Annotated in this window: 28 protein-coding genes; 14 read left to right on the forward strand and 14 right to left on the reverse strand. The window is 65.0% G+C overall.

Annotated features, from left to right (window positions below):
- Positions 1-82 precede the first annotated feature (82 nt).
- Together arfB and LTV02_RS09700 are read left to right on the forward strand one after the other, a co-directional pair.
- Positions 83-511 carry an alternative ribosome rescue aminoacyl-tRNA hydrolase ArfB gene (gene arfB / locus LTV02_RS09695; RefSeq protein WP_233039661.1) on the forward strand — a complete coding sequence of 143 codons (429 nt, stop codon included), beginning with the start codon at positions 83-85 and terminating at the stop codon, positions 509-511.
- Between the two features lie 65 nt (positions 512-576).
- Entirely contained in the window at positions 577-1,464 is an 888-nt protein-coding gene (locus tag LTV02_RS09700) for an LLM class flavin-dependent oxidoreductase (RefSeq protein ID WP_233039662.1), read from the forward strand.
- A gap of 25 nt (positions 1,465-1,489) precedes the next feature.
- Here LTV02_RS09700 and LTV02_RS09705 read toward each other — a convergent pair whose 3' ends face one another.
- Positions 1,490-2,101: a TetR/AcrR family transcriptional regulator gene (locus tag LTV02_RS09705; protein ID WP_233039663.1), complete on the reverse strand. Its 612-nt coding sequence runs from the start codon at positions 2,099-2,101 to the stop codon at positions 1,490-1,492.
- Positions 2,102-2,212: 111 nt separating this feature from the next.
- Between LTV02_RS09705 and LTV02_RS09710 the strand changes: the two genes are divergently transcribed.
- Together LTV02_RS09710 and LTV02_RS09715 are read left to right on the forward strand one after the other, a co-directional pair.
- Positions 2,213-3,403 (forward strand): FAD-dependent oxidoreductase, encoded by a 1,191-nt coding sequence (locus tag LTV02_RS09710; protein WP_332909570.1) that lies wholly within the window; start codon positions 2,213-2,215, stop codon positions 3,401-3,403.
- Between the two features lie 282 nt (positions 3,404-3,685).
- Complete coding sequence (locus tag LTV02_RS09715) at positions 3,686-3,889, forward strand: hypothetical protein (RefSeq protein ID WP_233039665.1); 204 nt, start codon at positions 3,686-3,688, stop codon at positions 3,887-3,889.
- Between the two features lie 36 nt (positions 3,890-3,925).
- On the opposite strand, the gene LTV02_RS09720 is transcribed toward LTV02_RS09715, so the two are convergent.
- Together LTV02_RS09720 and LTV02_RS09725 are read right to left on the reverse strand one after the other, a co-directional pair.
- Positions 3,926-4,504, reverse strand: coding sequence for an HIT family protein (locus LTV02_RS09720; protein WP_233039667.1), 579 nt, complete (start codon positions 4,502-4,504; stop codon positions 3,926-3,928).
- Positions 4,505-4,579: 75 nt separating this feature from the next.
- A complete protein-coding gene (locus LTV02_RS09725) occupies positions 4,580-6,814 on the reverse strand; it encodes a serine/threonine-protein kinase (protein WP_233039668.1) in 2,235 nt (744 codons plus the stop codon).
- A 254-nt stretch (positions 6,815-7,068) separates the two neighbouring features.
- Between LTV02_RS09725 and LTV02_RS09730 the strand changes: the two genes are divergently transcribed.
- From LTV02_RS09730 to LTV02_RS09740, 3 genes are read left to right on the forward strand one after another with little or no spacing between them, the layout of a single operon-like run.
- Positions 7,069-7,668 (forward strand): hypothetical protein, encoded by a 600-nt coding sequence (locus tag LTV02_RS09730; protein WP_233039669.1) that lies wholly within the window; start codon positions 7,069-7,071, stop codon positions 7,666-7,668.
- A gap of 55 nt (positions 7,669-7,723) precedes the next feature.
- The gene (locus LTV02_RS09735; RefSeq protein WP_157762029.1) at positions 7,724-7,885 is read left to right on the forward strand and encodes a hypothetical protein; all 162 of its coding nucleotides are present in this window, start codon (positions 7,724-7,726) and stop codon (positions 7,883-7,885) included.
- 28 nt (positions 7,886-7,913) lie between these two features.
- Complete coding sequence (locus LTV02_RS09740) at positions 7,914-8,303, forward strand: DUF1801 domain-containing protein (protein ID WP_233039670.1); 390 nt, start codon at positions 7,914-7,916, stop codon at positions 8,301-8,303.
- Between the two features lie 3 nt (positions 8,304-8,306).
- Here the strand turns inward: LTV02_RS09740 and LTV02_RS09745 are convergent, their stop codons facing one another.
- Complete coding sequence (locus tag LTV02_RS09745) at positions 8,307-9,515, reverse strand: FAD-dependent oxidoreductase (RefSeq protein ID WP_233039671.1); 1,209 nt, start codon at positions 9,513-9,515, stop codon at positions 8,307-8,309.
- Positions 9,516-9,617: 102 nt separating this feature from the next.
- On the opposite strand from LTV02_RS09745, the gene LTV02_RS09750 reads away from it, so the two are divergent.
- Both LTV02_RS09750 and LTV02_RS09755 read left to right on the forward strand, forming a co-directional pair.
- The gene (locus LTV02_RS09750) at positions 9,618-9,989 is read left to right on the forward strand and encodes a PEP-utilizing enzyme (RefSeq protein WP_233039672.1); all 372 of its coding nucleotides are present in this window, start codon (positions 9,618-9,620) and stop codon (positions 9,987-9,989) included.
- A gap of 19 nt (positions 9,990-10,008) precedes the next feature.
- On the forward strand, positions 10,009-10,647 hold the full coding sequence (locus tag LTV02_RS09755; protein ID WP_233039673.1) for a hypothetical protein: 639 nt from the start codon (positions 10,009-10,011) through the stop codon (positions 10,645-10,647).
- Between the two features lie 25 nt (positions 10,648-10,672).
- Here LTV02_RS09755 and LTV02_RS09760 read toward each other — a convergent pair whose 3' ends face one another.
- Both LTV02_RS09760 and LTV02_RS09765 read right to left on the reverse strand, forming a co-directional pair.
- Complete coding sequence (locus tag LTV02_RS09760) at positions 10,673-11,371, reverse strand: PQQ-binding-like beta-propeller repeat protein (protein ID WP_233039674.1); 699 nt, start codon at positions 11,369-11,371, stop codon at positions 10,673-10,675.
- Positions 11,372-11,583: 212 nt separating this feature from the next.
- Positions 11,584-11,970: a hypothetical protein gene (locus LTV02_RS09765; protein ID WP_233039675.1), complete on the reverse strand. Its 387-nt coding sequence runs from the start codon at positions 11,968-11,970 to the stop codon at positions 11,584-11,586.
- An 87-nt stretch (positions 11,971-12,057) separates the two neighbouring features.
- Here LTV02_RS09765 and LTV02_RS09770 point away from each other — a divergent pair, with 87 nt between their 5' ends.
- A complete protein-coding gene (locus tag LTV02_RS09770) occupies positions 12,058-12,534 on the forward strand; it encodes a hypothetical protein (protein WP_233039677.1) in 477 nt (158 codons plus the stop codon).
- Positions 12,535-12,575: 41 nt separating this feature from the next.
- Here LTV02_RS09770 and LTV02_RS09775 read toward each other — a convergent pair whose 3' ends face one another.
- The 3 genes from LTV02_RS09775 to LTV02_RS09785 all read right to left on the reverse strand — a co-directional run bounded on the left by LTV02_RS09775 (position 12,576) and on the right by LTV02_RS09785 (position 14,729).
- Positions 12,576-12,995, reverse strand: coding sequence for a hypothetical protein (locus LTV02_RS09775; RefSeq protein ID WP_233039678.1), 420 nt, complete (start codon positions 12,993-12,995; stop codon positions 12,576-12,578).
- A gap of 324 nt (positions 12,996-13,319) precedes the next feature.
- Entirely contained in the window at positions 13,320-13,775 is a 456-nt protein-coding gene (locus LTV02_RS09780; RefSeq protein WP_233039680.1) for a hypothetical protein, read from the reverse strand.
- Positions 13,776-13,886: 111 nt separating this feature from the next.
- Positions 13,887-14,729: a dienelactone hydrolase family protein gene (locus tag LTV02_RS09785; RefSeq protein WP_233039681.1), complete on the reverse strand. Its 843-nt coding sequence runs from the start codon at positions 14,727-14,729 to the stop codon at positions 13,887-13,889.
- 74 nt (positions 14,730-14,803) lie between these two features.
- On the opposite strand from LTV02_RS09785, the gene LTV02_RS09790 reads away from it, so the two are divergent.
- Positions 14,804-15,790: a GlxA family transcriptional regulator gene (locus LTV02_RS09790; RefSeq protein WP_233039682.1), complete on the forward strand. Its 987-nt coding sequence runs from the start codon at positions 14,804-14,806 to the stop codon at positions 15,788-15,790.
- A 1-nt stretch (position 15,791) separates the two neighbouring features.
- Here the strand turns inward: LTV02_RS09790 and LTV02_RS09795 are convergent, their stop codons facing one another.
- The 4 genes from LTV02_RS09795 to LTV02_RS09810 form a co-directional block, all read right to left on the reverse strand.
- Positions 15,792-16,220: a hypothetical protein gene (locus LTV02_RS09795; RefSeq protein WP_233039684.1), complete on the reverse strand. Its 429-nt coding sequence runs from the start codon at positions 16,218-16,220 to the stop codon at positions 15,792-15,794.
- Between the two features lie 218 nt (positions 16,221-16,438).
- Positions 16,439-16,852: a hypothetical protein gene (locus tag LTV02_RS09800; protein ID WP_233039686.1), complete on the reverse strand. Its 414-nt coding sequence runs from the start codon at positions 16,850-16,852 to the stop codon at positions 16,439-16,441.
- A 502-nt stretch (positions 16,853-17,354) separates the two neighbouring features.
- Positions 17,355-17,702: a hypothetical protein gene (locus tag LTV02_RS09805; RefSeq protein ID WP_233039687.1), complete on the reverse strand. Its 348-nt coding sequence runs from the start codon at positions 17,700-17,702 to the stop codon at positions 17,355-17,357.
- Positions 17,699-17,953: a MarR family transcriptional regulator gene (locus LTV02_RS09810; RefSeq protein ID WP_233039689.1), complete on the reverse strand. Its 255-nt coding sequence runs from the start codon at positions 17,951-17,953 to the stop codon at positions 17,699-17,701. Before LTV02_RS09810 ends, LTV02_RS09805 begins: the two co-directional genes overlap by 4 nt.
- Positions 17,954-18,102: 149 nt before the next feature.
- Between LTV02_RS09810 and LTV02_RS09815 the strand changes: the two genes are divergently transcribed.
- Entirely contained in the window at positions 18,103-19,302 is a 1,200-nt protein-coding gene (locus LTV02_RS09815; RefSeq protein ID WP_233039690.1) for a helix-turn-helix domain-containing protein, read from the forward strand.
- Between the two features lie 50 nt (positions 19,303-19,352).
- On the forward strand, positions 19,353-19,784 hold the full coding sequence (locus LTV02_RS09820) for a GNAT family N-acetyltransferase (RefSeq protein ID WP_233039691.1): 432 nt from the start codon (positions 19,353-19,355) through the stop codon (positions 19,782-19,784).
- Here the strand turns inward: LTV02_RS09820 and LTV02_RS09825 are convergent.
- Positions 19,775-20,527 carry an IclR family transcriptional regulator gene (locus LTV02_RS09825; protein WP_233039693.1) on the reverse strand — a complete coding sequence of 251 codons (753 nt, stop codon included), beginning with the start codon at positions 20,525-20,527 and terminating at the stop codon, positions 19,775-19,777. The genes LTV02_RS09820 and LTV02_RS09825 overlap by 10 nt on opposite strands.
- Before the next feature lie 285 nt (positions 20,528-20,812).
- Here LTV02_RS09825 and LTV02_RS09830 point away from each other — a divergent pair, with 285 nt between their 5' ends.
- Entirely contained in the window at positions 20,813-21,856 is a 1,044-nt protein-coding gene (locus tag LTV02_RS09830; protein ID WP_233039694.1) for an NrtA/SsuA/CpmA family ABC transporter substrate-binding protein, read from the forward strand.

Consider the following 21,856-nt stretch of genomic DNA (forward strand, 5'->3'; position numbering starts at 1 on the left):
CCGCCCTCTCCCGCCCGACCGCCTCGAGGTTGACTGTCATCAGGGACTACATCCGAACCGGACCAGAAAGAGCGCCACCCCCATGCCCGAGGACCTGCCCGTAACCCGGACGCTGACAATCCCCGCGTCCGAGCTCCACGAGCGTTTCTCCCGCTCATCCGGGCCTGGCGGCCAGCACGTCAACACCACCGACACCCGAGTCGAACTGTCCTTCGACCTCACCAACTCACCCTCCATCCCCGAACACCTCCGCCCCCGAATGCTCGACCGCCTATCCACCCGCCTGACCAACGGCATCCTCACCATCACCGCCTCCGAACACCGCACCCAACTCCAGAACCGCACCACCGCCCGCGCCCGCATGACCGCCCTACTCCGCGAAGCCGCAGCCAACCCACCCCCCGTCCGCCGCGCCACCAAACCCTCACGCGGAGCGAAGGAACGCCGCATCGCGGAAAAGAAGCGCCGTGGCCTCACCAAACGCAACCGCCGCGCTTCACCCGACGATTAGCCGCTCCAGGGTCCGGATAGGTAATCGGCTGACGTGAACCGGATGACTCTGAGAAGGTCAACCCCATGAAGATCGGTGTCGCACTTCCGCAAATGGCTCCCGGCTACGGCCCGGGCACGACCGTCGACTGGGCCCGGCGGATCGACGCGGGCCCGTTCTCGAGCGTTTCGGTGGGCGAACGGGTCACCTTCTCGAACCCGGAAATGGTTGCGACGCTGGGCGCGTGCGCCGCGGTGACCGAGCGGGTGCGGGTGCTGGCGAACCTGTGGGTGCTGCCGCAGCATCGGATGGCGATGGTCGCCCAGCAGATCGGCACGCTGGACCAACTCTCGAACGGGCGCCTGGAGGTAGCCGTCGGCGTCGGCGGCCGCGAGCACGACTATCGCGCGCTCGGAGCCGATTTCACACGCCGCCACCAGCAACTCGACGACAAGGTAGCCGAACTGAAGTCCCTGCTCGACGGCAAACCCCCCTTCGACGGCGCCGACCCCGTCGGCCCCGCCTGCGTCCAGCCCGGCGGCCCGATCATCCTCGCCGGCGCCATGGGCCCGAAGGCAATGCGCCGCGCCGCCCACTGGGCCGACGGCATCTCCGGCTTCAGCATCCCCGGCGACGCCGGCGAAATCGCCAAAACCGGCGACCTCGCCGACCGCTGCTGGTCCGAAGCCGGCCGCCCCACACCCCCACGCAAAGTCAGCGGCTGCTTCACCGCCCTCGGCGTCACCGACGCCCCCACCGCCCTCCGCTCCTTCACCTCCCGCTACCTCAACTTCCTGGGCCCCAAACTCGCCGACCTGATCGCCGCCACCACCCGCGCCTCGACCCCCGAAGCCCTCGCCGACATCCTCGACGGCGCCGAACAAGCCGGCTGCGACGAATTCATCCTGGTCCCAGCCGTCACCGACCTGAACTTCCTCGAAGTGGCGGCCGAGGTGGTGACGGCACGGTCATGACGCTCTCGAAATAGCTTGTCGGTGGTCAGCGCGACAGGTAACCGCGCAAGCTGATCCGCGCCGCTTCCTCGACTTTGGCGGCGATCGACTCCGGTGCAGCTTCCTCGGGTGCAAGGGAGTTGAGGACCGCGTCGACCGCCCCGATCATCGCGCCGGTGAGTGCTGCCGCCTGCAAAGTATCGACCTCGTGCGGGTACGCGGCCTGCAAGCCGGCTGCCAGTTGTTGCTGGAGAACGGTTCTCCGCAGCAGCGCCGCCGCTCGCAGGGCCGGCACCTCTCCGATCAAACGGGCTCGGAGAACGGTGAATTCGTGGTCGAGAGGAAAGCTCCAATCCGCGGCGGTGCTGAGGTGGACCATCGCTCGCAGCAGCAGGTCCGCAGGCCGCTCCGTGTGGTCGTGTGCGGCGAAGATCTCTTCCAGCAAATCGCCGTAGAGATCGTCGTCGGCGAAGACGACCTCGTCCTTTGCCGCGAAGTAGTTGAAGAACGTCGCATACGACACCTCGGCGGCTGCCGCGATCTCCGCGACTGTGGTCCGGTCGTAGCCCTTCTCGCTGAAAAGCCGCAGCGCGGCCGCCACCAGCGCCTGCTTGGTGCGGCGCCGCTTCTGTTCTCGCAGACCGACATCGGGGCTCACGCGCCCAATCATTACACAGAATTCAAAATTAGACTGTGTCTAGTTTTCTGTTAGCGTGACCGCATGGTCGAACGAACAGGGTGCGTCATCGTCGGCGGCGGACCCGCGGGAATGATGCTGGGATTGCTACTGGCGCGCGCCGGGGTCGAGGTGACGGTGCTGGAGAAGCATCGCGACTTCTTGCGTGACTTCCGTGGCGACACAGTGCATCCCTCGACGCTGCGACTGCTCGACGAACTCGGGCTCGGGGAAAGTTTCGCGAAGCTGTCGGCCGGACGACTCGAGCAGATGCGAATCCGAATCGGTGACACCACTCTCGTCCTGGCGGACTTCCGTCGAATCCCGGGGCCGCACAAGTACATCGCCATGGTCCCGCAATGGGACTTCCTCGACCTGCTTGCCACTGCCGCGAACACCGAACCCACCTTCACGCTACGGATGAACTGCACGGTCACCGATTTGCTCCGTGACGCAACCGGCAGGGTCACCGGAGTTCGCTACAGCGACGAGGGCAACACCGTTCACGAGCTGACGGCGGGGCTCACGATCGGCTGCGACGGCCGGTGGTCGTCGGTACGCCGTGCCGCCGGATTGCGCGGTGCGACCTACGACCTGCCCATGGACGTGTGGCAGGTGCGAATTCCGAAGGCGGACAACGCCCGTGACAGTGAGGTGTTCGGTCGATTCGGCCATGGCCGAGCGGCGGTCACCATGGACCGCGGCGAGTACTACCAAACCGCCTACCTGATCGAGAAGGGCACGGATGCCGCACGGCGCAACGAAGGTATCGCGGCATTTCGATCAGAGTTGGCCGACCTGTTCGGCTGGTCGGAAGATCAGGTGTCGGACCTGCGGTCGTGGGACGAGGTGCCGCTGCTGAAGACCGACATGATGCGGTTGTATCGCTGGTATGACTCCGGAGTCCTGTGCATCGGGGACGCCGCACACACCATGTCTCCCGTCGGCGGCGCCGGGATCAACCTCGCTGTTCAGGATGCAGTCGCGGCAGCCCGGATACTCTCCCGCCCGCTTCGGCAGGGCCGCGTCGACAACGAAGACCTGGCGCGCGTCCAGCGCCGCAGAACGCTCGCCGTCAAGATCACCCAGCGTTCACAGCACAACGAACACGAAATGTTGATCCGGCCTGCCCTCAACGGCACGCTCGACGAGCATCGCCTCCCGGCCCCACTGCGGGCTCTGCGGCATATTCCACCGCTGCGCGGCCTCACCGCCTATCTCGGCGGCATCGGACTCCGGCCAGAACATGCGCCGGCCTTTGCCCGCCCGCGGGCGGTGCGGTAACGCCGACACCGGCAAGATCGATACGGCACCAGTCGCACGCCATATGGAGGCCGTCGAAGCATGGGCATGACGCGGACATCGACCGTTCTCGGGATTATCGCTGTCGCAACACTTCTCAGCGCGTGCGATACCTCCACCGACAGCCACCCCGCTCCCACGTCGACCTCCGCCAGCGCCGCACGCCTCCCCGTATACGAATGTGACGAGGCAATCATCGTGCCGCCGGCGGGCTACAAAGACGGAGACACCGTCACGGTCACCGGCCGCGGCAACTGTCAACCCATGGAAGGCACTGTCGCACAAGGCGATACCATGAAGGGCCCCTGGCAGATCACCCGGCGCAGCCCGACACCGGCCACCTACAACTGCGGAACGCAACCGTCACTGATCATCGATTTCGACGGCAAACCCATCGAATCTCAGACCATGTCCGGCAATATCGGCAGCGCACCGGCCTACGTCAACGGCTGGGACTGCTACCCGTAAGGCCCCGAACATCCCGGTCTCCGGGTTCGGGCGGGGTCACGACCGGTTGCCGAGGCCGGTCATGCCCGCCCCGACTTTCGCCGCCAGTTCCTCCCGCTCGGCCTTCTCGATCACGAGGTATTCGAGCTTGTCGACCGCGGCGAACTGCTGTTCACGAAACGGGACACCCGGCGGCAGCGGCGCGATATGCCAATGAACATGCGAGACACCCTGCATGCTCCCGAAGCTGAACACGTAAAGGCGTTCGGTCGGCGTGATCTCGGCGAGGACCCGCCCGAGCCGATGAACACGCAATTGCAATGCGAGATAGTCGTTCTCGCTGAAGTCGGACACGACGTTGGTGACATGCCGCCGAGGTGCGAGCAAACAGTAGCCGTAGAGCCGCGGCCAGGGCGGAAAGAACACGACGCAATGTTCATCACGATAGGCAACGGTTTCGCGCTCGCGAGTCGTCTGCTCGTCGGCCAGCTCGCAGATGAAGCACTGCCCGGCGGCGTTCTCGGCTTGAACTCGGGCGATGTAGTCGTCGGCATCGAGCGTCTCGATGGGGTGTTCGAAACGCGTTCCGGCGCTGCATGTTCCAGAGGGTTGCATCGATGTGCTCTGTGGATCCACAGCCTCTATTCTCGACGGAGTCTGCATGGCTGCCTTGATGAATCGCCGCCGACTCGACCCGTACGGCGAATCCGCTCAGCTCAGGGTGTGCAAATTCGTCAAGTTGGTCAAGCCGCCAGTGGGTTCCTCACCGACCCCGTCGCTTCGCGATGTCGCTTCGGCTGCTCCGAGCCGACGGCGCTGTTCCAACAATGCGGTGAGACCGACGACCGCCGCAGGGTTTCCATTATCGATCGACCGGCGATACCAGAATTCGGCTTCGTCCAGCTGCCCTCGCCCTTTCAGTAGGAACGCGAGGCTGTGACCCGCGCGCGCATCGCCCCTGTCTGCCGCACGCCGATACCAGATCTCGGCCTCGGCCAGTTTTCCGCTCTGCCGCAACAGATCTGCGAGATATACCAACTCGCCGACATCCTCGGTGTCGGCGATGCGCCGGAACCAAGTCTCGGCTTCGTTCTTCTCGCCGCGATCGCGCAGCACCCTGCCGAGGTTGTACATCCCCTCGATGCTGCCGCCGGACGCTGAACGGCGATACCAGATCTCGGCCTCGGCAAGCTCGCCGCGATGTTCGAGCACCGTGGCGAGACCATCCAGCGCGAAAGTATCCCCGAGGTCGACCGCACGCCGGAACCATGACTCGGCCTCGGTGAACTCGCCTCGGCGCAGCAACACGATCGCCAACGTATGCGTCGCGACGTCATCGCCCTGGTCTATCGCGCGGCGACAGCACATTTCGGCCTCGACCAGCTGCCCCCGTTCCTGGAGCAACCGACCGAGATTGCTCATCGCTTGGACACTGCCGCCGTCGATGGCACGCCGGTAGAAACGCTCGGCTTCAGCGTGCTCACCTTTCATGTGCAACAGCGACGCGAGACCCGCCGGCGCATAGGTACTTCCGGCATCCACGGCCCGCCGGTACCAAATCTCGGCCTCACCGAGGTCGCCCTGTTGCCGGAGCACAATCGCGAGTTCGAGCAGCGAACCCGGCGCGCCGTGATCGACAGCCCGTCGACACCACATCTCGGCCTCGGCGAGATCTCCCCGTTCTTGGAGCAGCCGACCGAGATTGCTCATCGCATCGACGCAGCCACCAGTGGCGGCCTTCCGCAACCAGATCTCCGCCTCAGCTTGCTCACCGCGCGTATTCAGCATGATCGCGAGATTGTTCATCGCGTCGGCATCGTTCTTCTCGATCGCTCGCCGATACCATGTCTCCGCCTCGGCCGATTTGCCGCGCTGGCGCAACAGCCAGCCGAGGGTGTTCATCGCATCGACGCTGCCGCTGACTGCCGCACGTCTGCACCATGATTCGGCTTCGACGGATTTGCCCTGTCGACTGAGCAGTGCCCCGAGATCGAGCATCGCGTCCGTGTCACCGGCCTCGGCGGCACGCCGGTACTCGGCTTCGGCGGCATACGGTTCGGCATTTTGCACAAGTCTCGGCGTGGCCCGCACTGCCGGAGACGGAGCAGCCGCGTTGCTCGTCAGTGCCTCCGTGAGAGCGGTGGCGAACTCGCCGCAGCTCGCGAATCGGTCAGCGGGATTCCCCGCCAGCGCGGCTGTGATCACCGCGTCGACTCCAGCGGGGAGCTCGGGCATGCGTTCGCGGATCGAAGGCGGGCGTTCGCGCAATTGTGTGCGGTTCGCGATCGATGATCCATCCGGAAACGGCAGGTGACCGGACAGCAGCTGAAACATGGTGCAGCCCAGCGAATATACGTCCGCACGATGATCGACCTCGGATTCCGGGTCCAGGCGTTCCGGTGCCGCATACGTGAAGGTCGCCGCGACGCCGGAGGCGCTCACCGCATCGTCGAGTGCCCGGGCGATCCCGAAGTCGGTCAAGACCGCTCGTTCGCCGTCGCCGTCCCGGTCGATCAGGATATTGGCCGGCTTGACATCCAGGTGCAGCACGCCGTTGTCATGCGCATAGTCCAGAGCGCGTGCCGCGCCGGTGAGCAGCTCAGCCGCCAGCTCCGGGTCCAGACCCCCGGGAGCGGCAGCGAGCAGGGTGCCGAGATCTCCACCGGAGATATGGCGCATCGACAGCCAAAGATACGGATCGGTGAGGTTGTTCCGGTCGTACACGGTGGCGATATTGGGGTGTTCGAGGCGCGAAACGAGGACGGCCTCGCGATCGAAAGCCACCCGAGCCTCGTGCTCGGCGCCAAGTCCAGCATGCAGTACCTTCAGCGCCACATTCCGAACCAACCGTGGGTGCCGCGCGAGATATACAGCACCCATGCCGCCCGCACCGATTCTCCGTACGATCTCGTAGCCCGCGACCACCGACCCTTGTGTCAACGACACGAATCCCCTCCGACCTCGCAAGCACCCACCGTGTGCCGACAACCACTGAGCCGCAGCGTAATACAGTCCTGTGACACTTCGCCGCAGCGGCCGGGCCCGTAGTCTGGTGTTCGGCTGAGCGAAGTCAATCGCCGGTTGAGGCTGTCGGGGACACCGCAATCCGCGCTCGTCGGTGACGGATTGGTGGAGGGGGCACTGTGGGTGCGGGTTCGGCGCCGAGCGCGACGACGCGATACGAACGTGTAGGGCGGTGGGTGCGACATGGTCGTCGTGGTTTTCTGGGTCTGGCGGCCGGTTTGTGGCTGGTCGGGTGCATCTATGGGTTTTTGGCGACCCCTGTTCACCCGGTATGGCCGTGCTCGTCGGACAGGTATGCGGGTGAGGCGACACGACTGCTGGTTCTGGAACTGGTGATTGCGGCGACACTGGTGGTGGCGGTTTCGGCTACCGAACGTGTTCGGCCGGGGGAGGCCGCTGAATGCATTGGTGCCCAACGGATCTCAAGGCCGCTGTGGTCGCTCGGAATCCTCTGGTCCTTGTTCGTATTAATCGCGCTCCAGGTCACCGGTATCGCACCGTTCCTGGGGTACATTCCCATCCTTGATCTCTCAGAGGCCCAAGAGGCCGCATTGCTCCTGATGTGGGCAGCCACAATCGCTCTCGGCGCAGCTGCAGTTGCCCACACCCTCGCGGTCGGCGAGTACCTCACGAGGCCGAGACATGTGGTTTCGGCGAGCCGTCCACATCCGGCACCTGCTCTGATATTCGGCGTCGTGATCGGCATCGCGCTGGCTGTACCTGTGTGCGTATCGAACTGGACGAATCCGGACGTGTGCATGGCACTCGACGTCTGAATCCCTCGCGCGGCAACAGTAACCGTTCACCGCACTGCCCGTAGGGTGAGCACTCGTGGATTCAGGTGACAAGCTCGAGGACTTGCGATCGACGCTCTCGTGCGTTTTCGAGAAACTCGGCGCGGAAACCCTTACCGAACCAGACCGCGTTGAGCTGGTTGCGCGCGCCGAGGTGGTTCAGGAGCAGATCGACGCCATCCAGTACGCCGAGGAATGACCGAAACAAGCGCAGCTACCATTCGGCTATGGCCAAGAACGGTTCTGTTGCCGACATCCTGAACGAGCTGGACACCGACCGCCGCGAGCAGGTCACCACCCTGCAGTCGATCATCTTGGAGACCGAGCCGAGCCTCGAGGAACACGTCAAGTGGAGTGCGCCCAGCTATGTCCTCGATGGTGAGGATCGGGTGACCTTCAATCTGAAGAACAAGGACAACAAGGTTCAGCTCATCCTGCATATGGGTTCGACCCGCAAGGAAGACAAGAAGGCCGCTCCCGTGATGGAAGACCCGTCGGGCCTGGTGCAGTGGGCTTCCGATATTCGCGGCATCTTGAGCTTCGACAGCCTCGACGACATCAAGGCCAAGCAGCCGGCCGTCGAACAGATCCTTCGACGGTGGCTGGCGATCGGATAGCAGCTAGTTGTTGGCGCGTTGGATGGCGCGTTGAACCAGGCCGCGGATGCCCGGGAGCTGGATTGCGCGCAGCATCATTTCGCCGGCCCACACCTGGGCGCGTGACGACGGAGCGAATCGGCTGATTCCCTTGCGCGCCAATGCCTGCCGCTTGTCCACTTCCGGCCGCAGTGCCGTCTCCCAGGCGTCGAGGGCGGCGGATATGTCGTCGCCATGGTCTGCCAGCGCTGCGCCGAGCCGGTCGGCGCCGTCGAGGGCGAGGGCGGCGCCGTATCCGGCGAAAACCGTTACGCACCACGCCGCGTCGCCGAGCAGGACGACGCGGCCCTGGCTCCAGCGGTTCATCACGATCTGGCCGACCGAATCGAAGTAGGCGTTGCCGGGCGCGGTGTCGAGCTGACGGAGCGCTTCGGCGACACCGCCGCCGAGATCCCCGAACGCCTGGGTGAGGGCGGATGCGGCGCCGAGTGCGAGTTCGGCATCGGGGGCGGGGGAGCGGTAGGTGAAGAACGCCGAGGATCGATCCGATCCCATGTTCATCACCGCGGCCGTGCGTCCGGGACCGATATACGTGTTGCCGACGCCATCCGGGATATGGTCGGGCGCGGTGTCCAAGGGGAATGCGCCGACCGCATGGCCCAGGTCCACGAAATACTCTGACTCGGCACCGAATACGAGTTCTCGAACCTGAGAGTGGACGCCGTCGGCGCCGACGAGGAGCTCGGTGCTGAGGTGGGTGTCGTCGCTGAGCGTGATTTCGACCTTCCCCGGAGTTTGCACGACGGCCTGCACCGTAGTGCCGAAGCGAATATCGGCGAACTCGGCAACAGCCTCGTACAGCGCCGATTCCAAATCACCGCGAAACAAGCTCAACGCCCGATCTCCGACAGCGGCCTCGGTGACAGCGCTGGGAATCCGGAGCTTCTCCCGCCCGTCGGCGTGGACGAGAACCGAGTTGAAGAAGCCGATATCGCGCGGCCGCAACGCCGGCAACAGCCCGAGCCGCTCGGCAGCGTCGAACCCGGGCCCGTGCAGGTTCAGCAGGTAACCGCCACTGCGGCGACCCGGCGCACGTTCGACCACCACGACATCCCACCCTTGCTGATGCAATCGCAAAGCCGCAGCCAGCCCGGCGATCCCTGCACCGACGATCGCCGCCCGCCTGCCGGACGACTCGTCATGTTGGCGCGCAGCGCTTTCGAAGGCTTCCATTGCGACTCCTCGGTTCGATGTGCCGTCGGCGAGAACTTACGACCCTCGCCGTGCGTCAACTAGTAGTTGACGAATCGGGCAGCGTCAACTACTAGTTGACTTATGGATAGGCAAACGCTCGCGGGCGATGTAGTAACCGGCATCCCGGTCAGTCGAGGCGTCGCCACCGGTCCGGTCCGGCTGATATCCGGCGTCGACGACTTCGGCACGGTCGAGCCCGGCGATGTAATCGTCTGCCGCACAACCGATCCGTCGTGGACCGTCCTACTCGGTATTGCCGCTGCGGTGGTGACGGAAATCGGAGGCATCCTGTCCCATGCGGCGATAGTCGCCCGCGAGTACGGAATCCCGGCCGTGGTCGCAGCCGAAGGAGCGATGAAGGTGCTGGCGCAGCATCGAATCGTCTCGGTCGACGGAACCACCGGATCCGTCCGTGCCTCCGCTGCACCGACCGCCGATGCCCCCTGGCAGTGATCCGAAAGGCAATCCCCAGATGACGCACGTTTCAGCCAGTTCACTGCTCGCGCTGCACGCCATCCGCCTCGGCGGATTCGTCAACACACAAGCGGTCGCCGCCAGATACCGAATGCCCACCGGCCTCGCCGAGTCCCACGTGCGGACCTTCCGCGAACACGGCTGGATCAGCCACTTCCGTTTCGGACCCGACGCAGGCTGGTCCCTCACCACGAGCGGCCGCCAGGAAAACGAGCGCCAACTCGCCCACGAACTCGCCAATTGCGAAGCAAAAGCACTGGTGGAAACCGTCTATCGCGCATTCCTCCCCCTGAACGCACGCCTGACCCAAGCCTGCACAGCCTGGCAACTAACCATCCTCCCCGACGGCAGCATGCACGACAACAACCACGACGACCCGCAACACGACGCCCAAATCCTGTCCGAACTGAACACCCTCGCAACCGAATTAACCCCGCTGACAACCCAACTCACCAACCAGCTAGCCCGCTTCTCCGGCTACGACACCCGACTCACCACCGCACTCACCCAAGCCACCGAAAACCCCGACCTGATCACCGGCACCACCCCCACTTCCGCCCACCGCATCTGGTTCGAACTACACGAAGACCTGATAGCCACCCTGGGCATCGACAGGTCCCTCATCTCGTCCCCATAAGTGGGCAATCGAGAAGTTGTTGCCGTCATCCGCTTGAGCACAGCAGGATTCGCCCGTCATCGGTGCCGATGAGCAATTGCCCGTGCCCCGTTACAGTCACTGCGGTCGGTACGACAGGCATCCCGGCGACGATCAGGTGCTGGCGCTGAACTACCGTGCCGGAATCGAGTTCGAGCGCCACGAGTTCACCATCCTCGTAACCGATATACGCGAACTCGGAGTCGGCATCGAGGCAGGTGGCCCTGTGATCGGTGCGGAAGATCCAGTTCGGTTCGCCGGTTATCGTGTTGCGGCGCACGACGAACGATCCGCCGGGTTGCAGACCGTGACCGTGATAGACACTGCTCGCATACACCAGATCACCGTCCGCTGCCTCCACACCAGGACCCGCGAAATGTGCTTCGCCTGGCACCCATGAGAAAGGGAAGACTCGTGTGAAGTCAGCCGGTTGGGGCGCACGCGGGCATCCGGCCGCCGGTGCCTCTTCCAAAGGAGCTGTCGCCAGCCGTATTTCGTACTCATCGATCCCCAACGCGTCCTCGTTGGGCTCGATGTCGTAGAAGTACACCCGGCTGCCGCGGCGAATGCGAAGCCGGCTGCGTTCGGAGTTCGAACCTTCCGGCACCAGCGCCGGCGTGCCGTCGGCACAACGAACGAGCGACACCGGATCAGAGAGGCTCAGGGCATCGAGTTGCCGGCCGTCCTCGAGGCAGATCCGGGCCACCGATGGAGACTCGCCCAACCATTTGTGACCAGATTGGTCCAGGCCGTCTGTTCGTCGCCGACCACGACGATGTCCCGCCCACCGCGGTTGTCCGGAACGGTCCACTGCTGCTGCCCGGACGGCAGCCACGATTCGAGACCTACTCCGTCGAGCGCGGCGATGATCCTGCCGTCCGAGAGCTGCTCGATCGCACGAATATTCCGTCGCACTTCTCATCGCGAGGACAACTCCCCGATCCGCCGGCCGGCGTCAGCCCTCTTGTCCGGTCGCGGCAGCGGTACCCGTGGTCCGGCCAGTTCATATCCGGTGATCGAGTTCGATGGCACCGAACGCCAATCGGCGCGATGGACCACCGCGACATGCCCTTCCACCCAGGCGTTCTCATCCCGATAGTCGTCCGGCGGTGACATCTGCACCCGCAACCGATCATCGTCGAGCCATTGCAACCCCAGGACTTCGCGGCCGCTCCAATGCTCGATGAGCGAGGTAACCTTCCCTGTCTCCAGGTCCAGCAGGAGCAGCTCTCCTTCGAGGTGGTAACCACCGTCGTAGCTGCCCGAGCCGACAGCGAGCAACGGCAGCGTGGGATGGAAAGCCATAGCGTGCACCGGGAAACGAGCCCGCACAAAAGCACAGCCAGCCAGACTGTCGCGGCTGTATACCCCAACCGGCGACGACTGACCGAGATGGTCGTAAGCCCCCGCCACGGCCACCAAATTCTGACGCTCATCATCAACGACGAGCACGGGATCACCGGCTTCAGCGAAGGGACGGTCACCGAAAACCTGGTGAACCCGGAACACAAAGGACATAGCGATATCGTGCAGGCCCCGCCCGACACACCACGTACCCGGGTCAGCCGGTCCGCCGAAGCGAGCGCTCGAACACCTGAACCTGTCAATCACCGACTCGACCACGGCGGAATCAACTTGTCGGTCCGCGACATCCACTACTTCGCGATCCAGCGAGCGCCCCGCGAGAGCATCACATTCCTCGATTTCAAGGCCACAACGCTCGACCCGTCCATGCCGTTGCCACCGGGGCTCCCGGAACGCTGGTCGCATACGAAACCAGCAGATTCACTGTTGTGGTTACACGCCGAAGGCGAAGCAACTTTGGACCTCGTAGCCTCGATCGTCGTCGTGCTCAGGCAAGTATGCTGACCTGAGGACGGCCTGAATCGGCTCAGCTCGATGGGGGACGCTTACACCGCACTCTCGCGTTCGGCGAGGAATTTGTCGAGCAGCTCGAAGATCGCCGCCATCAACTGCGATTCCTGTTCGGGTGTGCGGTCGACGCCGAATTCCTTGTCCGGCAACGCGATATCTTCGATCAGTGCCCACCAGACGAGATTGCTTTCGCCGCGACCATAGTGGGCGAGTATCCACTCCCGGAAGCCGTTCAAGCCCTGCTCGCCATGACGGCGGGCCGCGAAGTCGTACCCGTCGAGGAAGCACACCACACCCCGCACAGACCCGTAGCCGATGTACATTCCGGGTCGTTGGGCGAACAGCTGAAAGTACTCACGTTCGCTGAGCTCGGCCTCACTGGTGATCTCGCGTCCGTTCACCATGAGCGGGCGCGCAGGCCCATAGAAACGAGCGGGGCTGTAGTCCTCCTGCATCCGGACACTCCACCACAACCTTCCCTAACCGACGACCCGCAGTCGGCCTACATCCGCAGTACCGTCCCGACCCATTGCGGGCCGGATCCTTCTACTCGCACGCCGCGCCAGATCCGGCAGGATCAATCCGCTTGGGGGCGTTGATATCCGCAGTTCACGGTCCGTCCCTGTTCGTCCACGACCGAGTACTCCTGCACCACCGTTCGCATGGTCGCCGCCTAGGTTGATCCACACCACCATGACGTTGCTCTGAACGCCTCGATCATGTGCGGCCACCTGGAACTGCGCATCGGGCGCAAGTCGGAGGGAACCGACAGCTCCGGGCTAGAAGCGCCCTATGGAGAGCAGGAACGATCCGAATCCCAGCGTCAGGCCGCCGCCCATGATCGTGAAGAAAAGCGCCAGAAATATGATGTCCCGGGCCTCGCCGTGGTCGAAGAACACCGAGGGCGGATGAATCGGGATCACGGGGGAGCGGGCCTGCACTTGTGCCCCCGGTTTCAAGCCATCCTGTATCACGCTGCAAGCGTGGCGAGTCCCGTCGGCATCGAGGTAGTACCCGACTCCTTCCGTGGCATCCTTACTGGTCTCACCCCAAAGTATGTCGACCGATTCGACATACACGGTCCGCTCTGTGCCATGCCCGGACAAGAACGCGAAACCGTTGAACACTACTGCCGAACCGTATCCGATTCCGGCCAGCCCGATCAGCACCACCAACAGCCCTGCCAGGGCGGCTAGCAGCTGATGCTCGGCGTCGGGCTGGAAACGACTATCCATATCCCATTCTGGGTCCTATCGGCAGGTGCACGAACGGGTTTCAGCAGGTCCCGTACGAGCGGGTTGCGACATTAGGTTGAAGGCCTCCATGCTGTGCGGTCGGCGGACGCTCTATCCCTGCAATGGGACGTCCGTGGTCAGCCGTTCCACGAGGAAGGTGATTATCTCGTCGCGGGCGGCGGTGGTCGGCTCGCCTTCGGCGTCGACCAGGTGGGCGGTGACCACGCTGTGCGGGCAGCCGACGATCTTCGAGAAGAATGGTGGCGGTGCGGGGTTCGCTGATTCGGCGGGTAGCACTCGGGGTTCGAAGCGGGGGCCCAGGGCGGTGGCGTAGGCGGCGAAGCGCTCGGCGGTGCAGAAGCGGTCGCCTTCGAAGCGGTAGGCGCGGACTACGAGATCGTCGCGGTCGAGACGGTCGCGGACGGCGGTGAGTTCTTCGGGTGAAATCTCCAGTCCGCCAGGCTCATCCAGTGGTAGCGACGGGTGGCATACGACCGGCGCCAGCACCGCGGGTTCGAGCGTCATGGTGAGCGCGAAATTGCCGGTGAAGCACATGCCCAGTGCGCCGACGCCGGGGCCGCCGCATTCGCGGTGGGCCAGGGCTGCGAGGGCGCGGAGCCAGATGGCGATGGGGCTGGATTTGCCTGCGCCGAAGGCTCGGAATTCTGCGCTGACGCAGGCTCGTTTGAAGACTTCCAAGCCGGCCTCGGCCTCGGGGTAGGCGCCGTCGCGGCCGAACAATGACGGCAGGTAGACGGTGAGGCCGGCGTTGCGCACCCAGCGGGCGAAGCGGGCTACATCGGGGCTGATGCCGGGCATTTCCGTCATGATGATGACCGCCGGTCCGGTGCCGCTGACGTACACCGTGCGCGTCACACCGTCGAGGGTGATCGAGCGCGGTGTGAAATCGGCGAGGTCGTCGTCGAGGGAGTCCTGTGGGGGAGATTGCTGCACATCGCAAACCCTGCCGCAGCAGGTCCGCGCGGCACCATTGGCGGGATCGCCACTCTTCGGTCTAATCTCGCCACATGATTACCCACCTCGCGCTGGACGGTGTGCTCGAAGGTGCGCTCGGCCTCGGCATCGACATCATCGACACGGCGGCGGGGATCGCCGGTGAGACGACGGGCGGGCGGCTGCGGCAGCGTGTCGTATCGCTCGATGGGCTGCCGGTCCGGTCCAGCGGTGGGCGGTTGATCAGCGTCGATACCGAAACGCCGTTCGGCGCGCTGGAGTTCGAACCCGGCGATGTGTTGGTGCTGCCGGGGCCGTCCGCGACCAGCGAAGCGCGAGTCGAGGAATTGCTGAGCCGACCGCAGACCGTGCCGATTCTCGAAAGCATCCGGCGCGCAGCCGATTCCGGTGCGACGGTCGCTGCCTCCTGCTCTGCGGTCTTCGTGCTCGCGGCCTCGGGTCTGCTGTCGGGCCGGGCCGCCACGACAACGTGGTGGCTGGCGCCGCTGTTGGCACGCGATTACCCCGATGTCACCGTGCAGTCTGATCGCATGGTGGTCGACGCCGGCGAAATCCTCACCGCAGGTGCCGCTTTCGCCCACGCCGACCTGATGCTGGCCCTCGTCGCCCGCCTCGGCGGCGGAGCACTGGCTGAACAGGTGGCTCACTACCTGGTCCTCGATGCCCGCATGTCGCAGTCGCGCTACATGGTGCTCGAGCATCTACGCTCCACCGATCCAGTCCTGCGCGCCGTGCAGCAACACGTACACGCCAATCTGCACCGCCAACTGTCACTACACGAATTAGCCAGTGCCGCAGCAGTTTCCCCACGCACCCTCACCCGCCGCATCCGCGACCGCGTCGGCGTCTCACCCACCCAATTCGTTCATCGCCTCCGAGTCGGCCAAGCAGTCACCCTGCTCACGACCACACGCGAACCCGTGGACATGATCGCAGGCGCGGTAGGTTACGCCGACTCAGCGGCTTTCCGGCGCATCTACCGCAGGCACACCGGCGAGACCCCGACCGCAACCCGCACCCGAGCGAGCGAATCGACTTGACCTAGGAACGAGTGTCCATCCTTGCGATGTACCGGCAAGCCCGCGGCCAAGGATCGTGGAGGAATTCCGCGCGGGTGCGATGCCAATGCCTGGCGCACAGCTCATCCAACCCCATATCCAGTCGGCGGCCCTGAAAGTTCGCAGTCGGTTCAGCGGCGCGCGACGCAGCGAGCAACTCCCTTTCCAAAGTCCAACCGCAGTGATCGAACGCCCACACCCCATCGCTGACGTAGACATGGCTGGGATCGGATTCCGCCGCCGGCCACAATCCGACCGCGGCAAACCCGCGCGCATGCAGGTCGAGGAAGGCGTAAGCGAGGATGTGGCAGGCCCCGGCGGCGAAGAACCACTGGTCATCGCGATGCCACGCCAGCTCCAGGTCAGCCCGCTCCAGGGGAGTACGCCGGAAGATCGAGCACGGAACATACACGCCACCAGCATATTTCGCGTCTCGACGTCTCGGTCTCAACCCGAGGTGCTTACCGGGGCCCTGGATCGCAATCCGACTGCTCAGCACACGGCTCGAGCGCTATGGTGCGGTCGGCAGGCTTCGGATCAGCGCGTCCCGCGCCGTCGACTCGTCCTCAACTTCTCCCGATCAGCGCAGAAGTACGTCGAATTCAGGTCGGATGTAGATCTGATCGGTGATCAGCGCGAACGCGGCGGCGAAGACGATCGTAGAGGCCATGGTGGCGAGCAGGACTCGGAGTGCTCGTCCTTGACCGTCGTTCGGATCCGTACGGTGCCAGGTACGCGGCGCGTGGGCACCTGCCGGGCGGTGAGCAGTTTTGTGATCGGAGAGCCGACGATCAATGCGGCTGTCAGACCGAGCGTGATCGGAACGACGGTCGCGAAGTTCCAGGGCGCGGCGTAGCCGCCTGCGAACATCTCCCCGCCGACGGCGTACATGACGTGCCACGCGTGCCAGCCGTCGATGACCCCGCCGCCGAATCCGGTGACGAGCCCAGCCACCAAGCCGACGGTCGCCCAGCGTACGAGGCTGGAGGTGGCTCGCTCAGACTGATGATCGAATTGCTGCGGTGGGTAGTTGATTTCGCGCATGGGATCCCTCACCCGCCCAACATAAGGGAATCTGTTTCGGATAACTTCACTTGCGTGCGGCCGGTATCCGGGGCCTCCAGCACTGAAAAGCGGCTGCATCCCTGGGTTTGTCCGGGGGTGACCTGAGGGCTGCTCAGGGTCCAACCGACGTCCAGGCTTAGCTGATGGCCAAAAGCCGGCCCGTCAGTGCCGGCCGCGCATCTTCACGCGGGCTGCGCGAGTTCTAGAGCCGCGGGGGATAGCGAGATGCGGCCCGCGAACTGTGGAATCGGATGTCGTCGGATGCCCAGGCTCGGTTCGACGAACTGCTTACGTCTGGTGCGCCTGTTCACGCCGTTGCCTTGGTGCGGGAGCATCTCGGGGAGCCGCTCCCGCATCTTCATGATTGTGTGGACTTGCTCGTCGTGCGAGCCGACGAAATCGGGCACCATCTCCCTGGTAGACCTGGTGCCGGCGCCGAGTGAGATCAGAAGGTGGGGCGCCTCATCTCGGCGACCGAGGCTCAATCCACTACTGCCACACCATGCCCGGGCTTTGTGAACCGCTGCCCGGAATCGACGAGGATCACGTCCCCGAAGGGGAGTAGATCGTCGATAGATGCGGCGAGCAGGTGCGCACGACTCGGAATGACGATGGCCTCCGCGTCCTCGCTCCACGCGATTGCCATGAGTTGATTGATGGCGGTGCCGCGCCGGGAGACGTCGTAGACGATGGCTGCGATGTTGTAGCCGAGTCGTGCTGCCGTGGTGTGTATTTCGTCCTCATCGCGGGCGCGGGCACCGGCCGAGATGGCACGTCGGATGAACCCGACGGCCGGCCGGAGATGGAGTGGTTGGATGTCGGCGATCACCGGACGCCTCCGTACTTGCGGTAGAACGGGCGGCGAATCGCGATCCCGCCACGCTCGGTCGGCTGCCACCGCGCCGGAACCCCATGCGTGTCGACCGCCAGGCCGTCGCGCGAGAGTCGTAGCAGCGCCCGGCGGACGGAGGATCCGGACAGTCCGGTGAATCTGCACAGTTCGCTGACCGTGAGGGCCGCTGCTGTCGCCGAGAAGGCCAGCGCTGCCAGTACTTTCGCTTCGTGGTGGGTGAGCGCCATCGGACCTGCCTCTCGGGGATTCGAACAGGTGCGTTGCCGACCGGCGGGCCGACGATGCCTTCCGCTCAGGCTCCGGCAGATCCCGCCTGCCAACTCCTACAATTTGTGGGACTCTCGGAGGCGGGATCCGAGTGGAATTAGAGGCCGTGATGATCGATGATTCGTCCGGTGTCGGCGAGCGAGTCGCCGAGGCCCGCAAACTCAAGGGTTGGACCCAGTCGCGCCTTGCCATGGAGACCGGGCTGTCGAAAGCGTTGATCAGCGCGGTGGAGCAGGGTCGGCGCGCGGCGACGCCGGCGTATGTGTCGGCGTGCGCGAAGGCGCTCCGCACCAGCGTTCCCGAGCTGCTCGGACAGCCGTATGCACCCACCACCACGGAAGACCGCGAGATCCATGCGGCGATCGCCTTGCTGCGCAATGAACTCGCCGCCTGGGACATGGACGCGCCCGATGTGACGGTACGGCCGCTCCCGGCCTTCTCGATCGAGGTATTGCAAACCCGGAAGTACCGGCGCGATGCGGCGTCGCCGAAGCTCGCCGCGATTCTGCCGCCCTTGCTCACCGAGGCTCGGGCGCTCGTTCACCGCAGCATCGGACACGATCGAAATCGCGCTTTCGTCCTGCTCGCCGAGCTCTACTACAACGCTCGCAGCCTCGCCCACAAACTCGGCTACCAAGACCTGGCCGCCCTCTCCGTCGACCGAATGACCTGGGCCGCAAACGAATCCGGCGACCATCTCTGGATCGCCGCCGCCCAGTTCCACCGCGCGACCCTGCTGACCAACGGTGGCGACTGGAAGACCGCCCTCGCCTTCCTCGAACGCTGCCGAACCCAGATCGAGGACCGCCTGGGTCTGGGCGCCGAACCCGACCTCATCGCCTGGGGCGGCCTGCACCTGCAATCCGGCCTAGCCGCCGCCCGCGCCGGATCACGCGACATGGCCGATGCCCACCTCGCCGAAGCGGTCGAGACCGTGAACAGAATCGGCCACGATCGAGACCAGGTCCTCGTCTTCGGCCCGACGAACGTGGGCATCTGGTCGGTGGCCCTGTCGGTCGAAATGATGGATGCCGCCGAAGCCCTCGCCCGTGCCCAGCAACTCGTCATCCCCGCCGACACCCCCAAATCCCGCTCCGGCCACCACTACATCGACGTAGCCCGCGCACACCTCCTGCACGGAAACAAATCCCTCGTCCTCCCCACCCTCCTGACCGCAAAATCCATCGCCCCGTCCATGGTGCGCTGGCATCCCATGGTCCACGAAACGATCCGCGTACTCGCCCGCGAAGAAGCCCGCACCAGCGAATCGGTCCGCAGCTTCGCCGCCTGGTGCGGCATTCGGTCATAGCTCCGAGCGGTGATAGGAGACCAAGGCCGGTCGGGCAGTACGGTGGCCGGATGGCTGTCACTGTGGAAACGCTGACCGTGATCGATGACGAGATCGTGGAGGCTTTCGCGAGGCTGGTGCCTCAGTTGTCGGGTACGGCGCGGCAGCTGGATCGGGAAGCGTTGGGGCGCTTGGTTTCTGCGGAATCCACTACCGTGTTGGTCGCTCGGAGCGGGGAGAAGATCGTCGGGACATTGAGTTTGGTGATGTTTCCGATTCCGTCGGGGTTGCGGGCGCGGATCGAGGATGTGGTGGTGGATGATTCGGCGCGGGGGCAGGGGGTGGGCGCCGCGCTGATCGAGGAGGCGAAGGCGCGGGCGCGGGATGCGGGGGCGCGGACGGTGGATTTGACGTCGCGGGCGGAACGGGTGGCGGCCAATCGGTTGTATGAGCGGCTCGGGTTCCGGGTGCGGGAGTCGCGGGTTTATCGCGTTCAGGGCTGAGGGGCGGCGAAGCGGTCGGCTATTTCGGCGGCGGTCACCTTCGCCAGATCCGCCAGGAAGGGCAGGCGTTCGGGGATCATCAGGCTGGTGGGACCGCGGAGTCCGAGGGCGAAGCGGCAGTCGCCGGTGGGGGTGAGGATGGGGAGGGCGATGGTGCGGAAACCGGGATCCAGTTCCTCGTTGTTGTAGGCGTAGCCGCGGGATTTGGTGCGGGACAGCTCTGCTCGCAGTTCGGCGGGGGTGGAGACGGAGCGATCGGTGCCCTCGTCGTAGGGGAGGGATTCGAGGAAGTCGTCGGGGGTGTCGGAGAAGGCCAGCAGGGTTTTGCCGAGGGCGCTGGCGTGCAGGGGGAGACGGACGCCCATCAGGGCGTGACCGTCGGATTCGCGCCAGCGGCTGGTGCCGAGCAGGACGGCGTGAATGCTGTGCCGGATGGCGACGGAAGCGCTGGCACCGGTGGTGGCGGCCAGTTGTTCCAGGCAGGGTTCGGCCAGGTAGATGCGGTGCTGCCGATAAGCGATCTGCCCGTATTCGGCCAGGGCGCCGCCCATTCGGTACCGGCTGGACAGCTCGTCCTTCTCCAGGAAGCCGGCCTGCACGAGCGCGGCCAGCAGACGATGGGTGGTGCTGACCGCCAGCCCCTGCTGACGCGCGACCTCGGAGACGCCGCGTTCCTCGCCGCTCCGGAAGCAGTCGAGAACCGATAGGGCGCGGGCGACGGTCTGCACTCCGGAGGCTTCCACGTCGGCGACGGTAGCACAACGACATGGCCGGGGATAAGCAGCAGGTTTCCATCAGGTGGAAAGCCGACGGTGATCGGCGGGTTTCGCTCGCGGTGCGCGAAAACCTGTCGAGAACACGCACTTTCACCGTCCCAGCCGAAACCGACCGTCTCATAACCCTTCCGGGCACACCCTGTCAATCCTTCCGATCCTCGGAAAGCATTACCTCGCCGCACTCGCCGACGCCCCCTACTGTCGCCAGTCATCGATCGATTGCGATCCATGACTCGGAAGAGGTGTTCCACGATGTTCCGCACACGCCGGCCAAACCGTTGGCGTCTCGCGCTCGCGCTCGCCCCCATCGTTGCTCTGGTGGCGGCGTGTGGATCCGGATCGGACACCGATTCCGGACCGCGAGCGGAGCTGGTGTTGAAGGTGGCCGATCCGGGCAATTCCGGACCGCTCGCGGTGGCCAAGCGCGACGGCACCTTCGACAAGGCCCTCGCCCCGCTGGGCGCGAAAGTCGAATGGGTCACCACCACACCGGGATTCAGTTCCATGTTGAAGCTGTTCAACACCAAGGAACTCGATGTCTCCGGCGCCGCGTTCAGCCCGGTGGTGGGCGCGCTGTCCAAGGATGTCGCCGTCCGCATCGTGGCCGTGCAGGATCCGGCGGGCAAGGACCAGAGCGGCATCATCGCCGCCAAGGACTCCGGTATCCACTCGGTGGCCGATCTGGTCGGCAAGCGCGTCGCGGTGAACCCGGCCGCCAAGGGCGAGTACATCCTGCTGAAAGCCCTTGCTCAGGCCGGAATCCCGGCCGACAAGGTGACTCGGGTGCCGCTGCAGCAGAAGGACGCCGCCTCGGCGTTCGCGACCGGCAAGGTCGATGCCTGGGCCTCGTTCCTGGTGCCCTACCAGGAGGCGAAAGCCAATGGCGGCGTGGAGATCGCGACCGAGCAGAGTATCGGCTCCAAGGACAACTCGGTGGTGGTCTTCCGCACCGAGATCCTCGACAGCCGCCCCGATGTGGCCGCGAAATACCTGGAAACCCTGCAGTCGCTGACCGCCCAGCAGCACGCCGACCCGGCCGGTTTCGAGAACGTCTTCGAACAGACCGGTCCCCGCGCGCTCAGCGGCGCGCGCCTCGCCGACGCCCTGCGCGTGGGCGGCGAGGTCACCGTGCCCCGCCTGCCCGCCGAATCCGATGCCGCCGACCTCGCCGATGTGGTGAACCTGTTCGCCGACAACGGCGTCATCAGCCGCAAGATCACCGCCGCCGACATCTTCTACGACCTGAAGTCCAAGCTCACGCCCGATCAGCTCGCGGCCCTGAAGTCCGGCCGCTGA

Origin of the sequence: Nocardia yamanashiensis (assembly GCF_021183565.1) — a bacterium.
Lineage (GTDB): Bacteria > Actinomycetota > Actinomycetes > Mycobacteriales > Mycobacteriaceae > Nocardia > Nocardia yamanashiensis.

Excerpts from the sequence above, each read along its gene's own strand:
- LTV02_RS09710 (WP_332909570.1), top strand. The coding sequence starts at position 2,213 with ATGATGCTGGGATTGCTACTGGCGCGCGCCGGGGTCGAGGTGACGGTG.
- LTV02_RS09715 (WP_233039665.1), top strand. The coding sequence starts at position 3,686 with ATGGAAGGCACTGTCGCACAAGGCGATACCATGAAGGGCCCCTGGCAG.
- LTV02_RS09810 (WP_233039689.1), bottom strand. The coding sequence starts at position 17,953 with ATGGCGCTCACCCACCACGAAGCGAAAGTACTGGCAGCGCTGGCCTTC.
- LTV02_RS09830 (WP_233039694.1), top strand. The coding sequence starts at position 20,813 with ATGTTCCGCACACGCCGGCCAAACCGTTGGCGTCTCGCGCTCGCGCTC.
- arfB (WP_233039661.1), top strand. The coding sequence starts at position 83 with ATGCCCGAGGACCTGCCCGTAACCCGGACGCTGACAATCCCCGCGTCC.
- LTV02_RS09755 (WP_233039673.1), top strand. The coding sequence starts at position 10,009 with ATGACGCACGTTTCAGCCAGTTCACTGCTCGCGCTGCACGCCATCCGC.
- LTV02_RS09770 (WP_233039677.1), top strand. The coding sequence starts at position 12,058 with ATGGTCGTAAGCCCCCGCCACGGCCACCAAATTCTGACGCTCATCATC.
- LTV02_RS09820 (WP_233039691.1), top strand. The coding sequence starts at position 19,353 with ATGGCTGTCACTGTGGAAACGCTGACCGTGATCGATGACGAGATCGTG.
- LTV02_RS09740 (WP_233039670.1), top strand. The coding sequence starts at position 7,914 with ATGGCCAAGAACGGTTCTGTTGCCGACATCCTGAACGAGCTGGACACC.
- LTV02_RS09780 (WP_233039680.1), bottom strand. The coding sequence starts at position 13,775 with ATGGATAGTCGTTTCCAGCCCGACGCCGAGCATCAGCTGCTAGCCGCC.
- LTV02_RS09745 (WP_233039671.1), bottom strand. The coding sequence starts at position 9,515 with ATGGAAGCCTTCGAAAGCGCTGCGCGCCAACATGACGAGTCGTCCGGC.
- LTV02_RS09775 (WP_233039678.1), bottom strand. The coding sequence starts at position 12,995 with ATGCAGGAGGACTACAGCCCCGCTCGTTTCTATGGGCCTGCGCGCCCG.
- LTV02_RS09765 (WP_233039675.1), bottom strand. The coding sequence starts at position 11,970 with ATGGCTTTCCATCCCACGCTGCCGTTGCTCGCTGTCGGCTCGGGCAGC.
- LTV02_RS09700 (WP_233039662.1), top strand. The coding sequence starts at position 577 with ATGAAGATCGGTGTCGCACTTCCGCAAATGGCTCCCGGCTACGGCCCG.
- LTV02_RS09750 (WP_233039672.1), top strand. The coding sequence starts at position 9,618 with ATGGATAGGCAAACGCTCGCGGGCGATGTAGTAACCGGCATCCCGGTC.
- LTV02_RS09800 (WP_233039686.1), bottom strand. The coding sequence starts at position 16,852 with ATGCGCGAAATCAACTACCCACCGCAGCAATTCGATCATCAGTCTGAG.
- LTV02_RS09815 (WP_233039690.1), top strand. The coding sequence starts at position 18,103 with ATGATCGATGATTCGTCCGGTGTCGGCGAGCGAGTCGCCGAGGCCCGC.
- LTV02_RS09790 (WP_233039682.1), top strand. The coding sequence starts at position 14,804 with ATGATTACCCACCTCGCGCTGGACGGTGTGCTCGAAGGTGCGCTCGGC.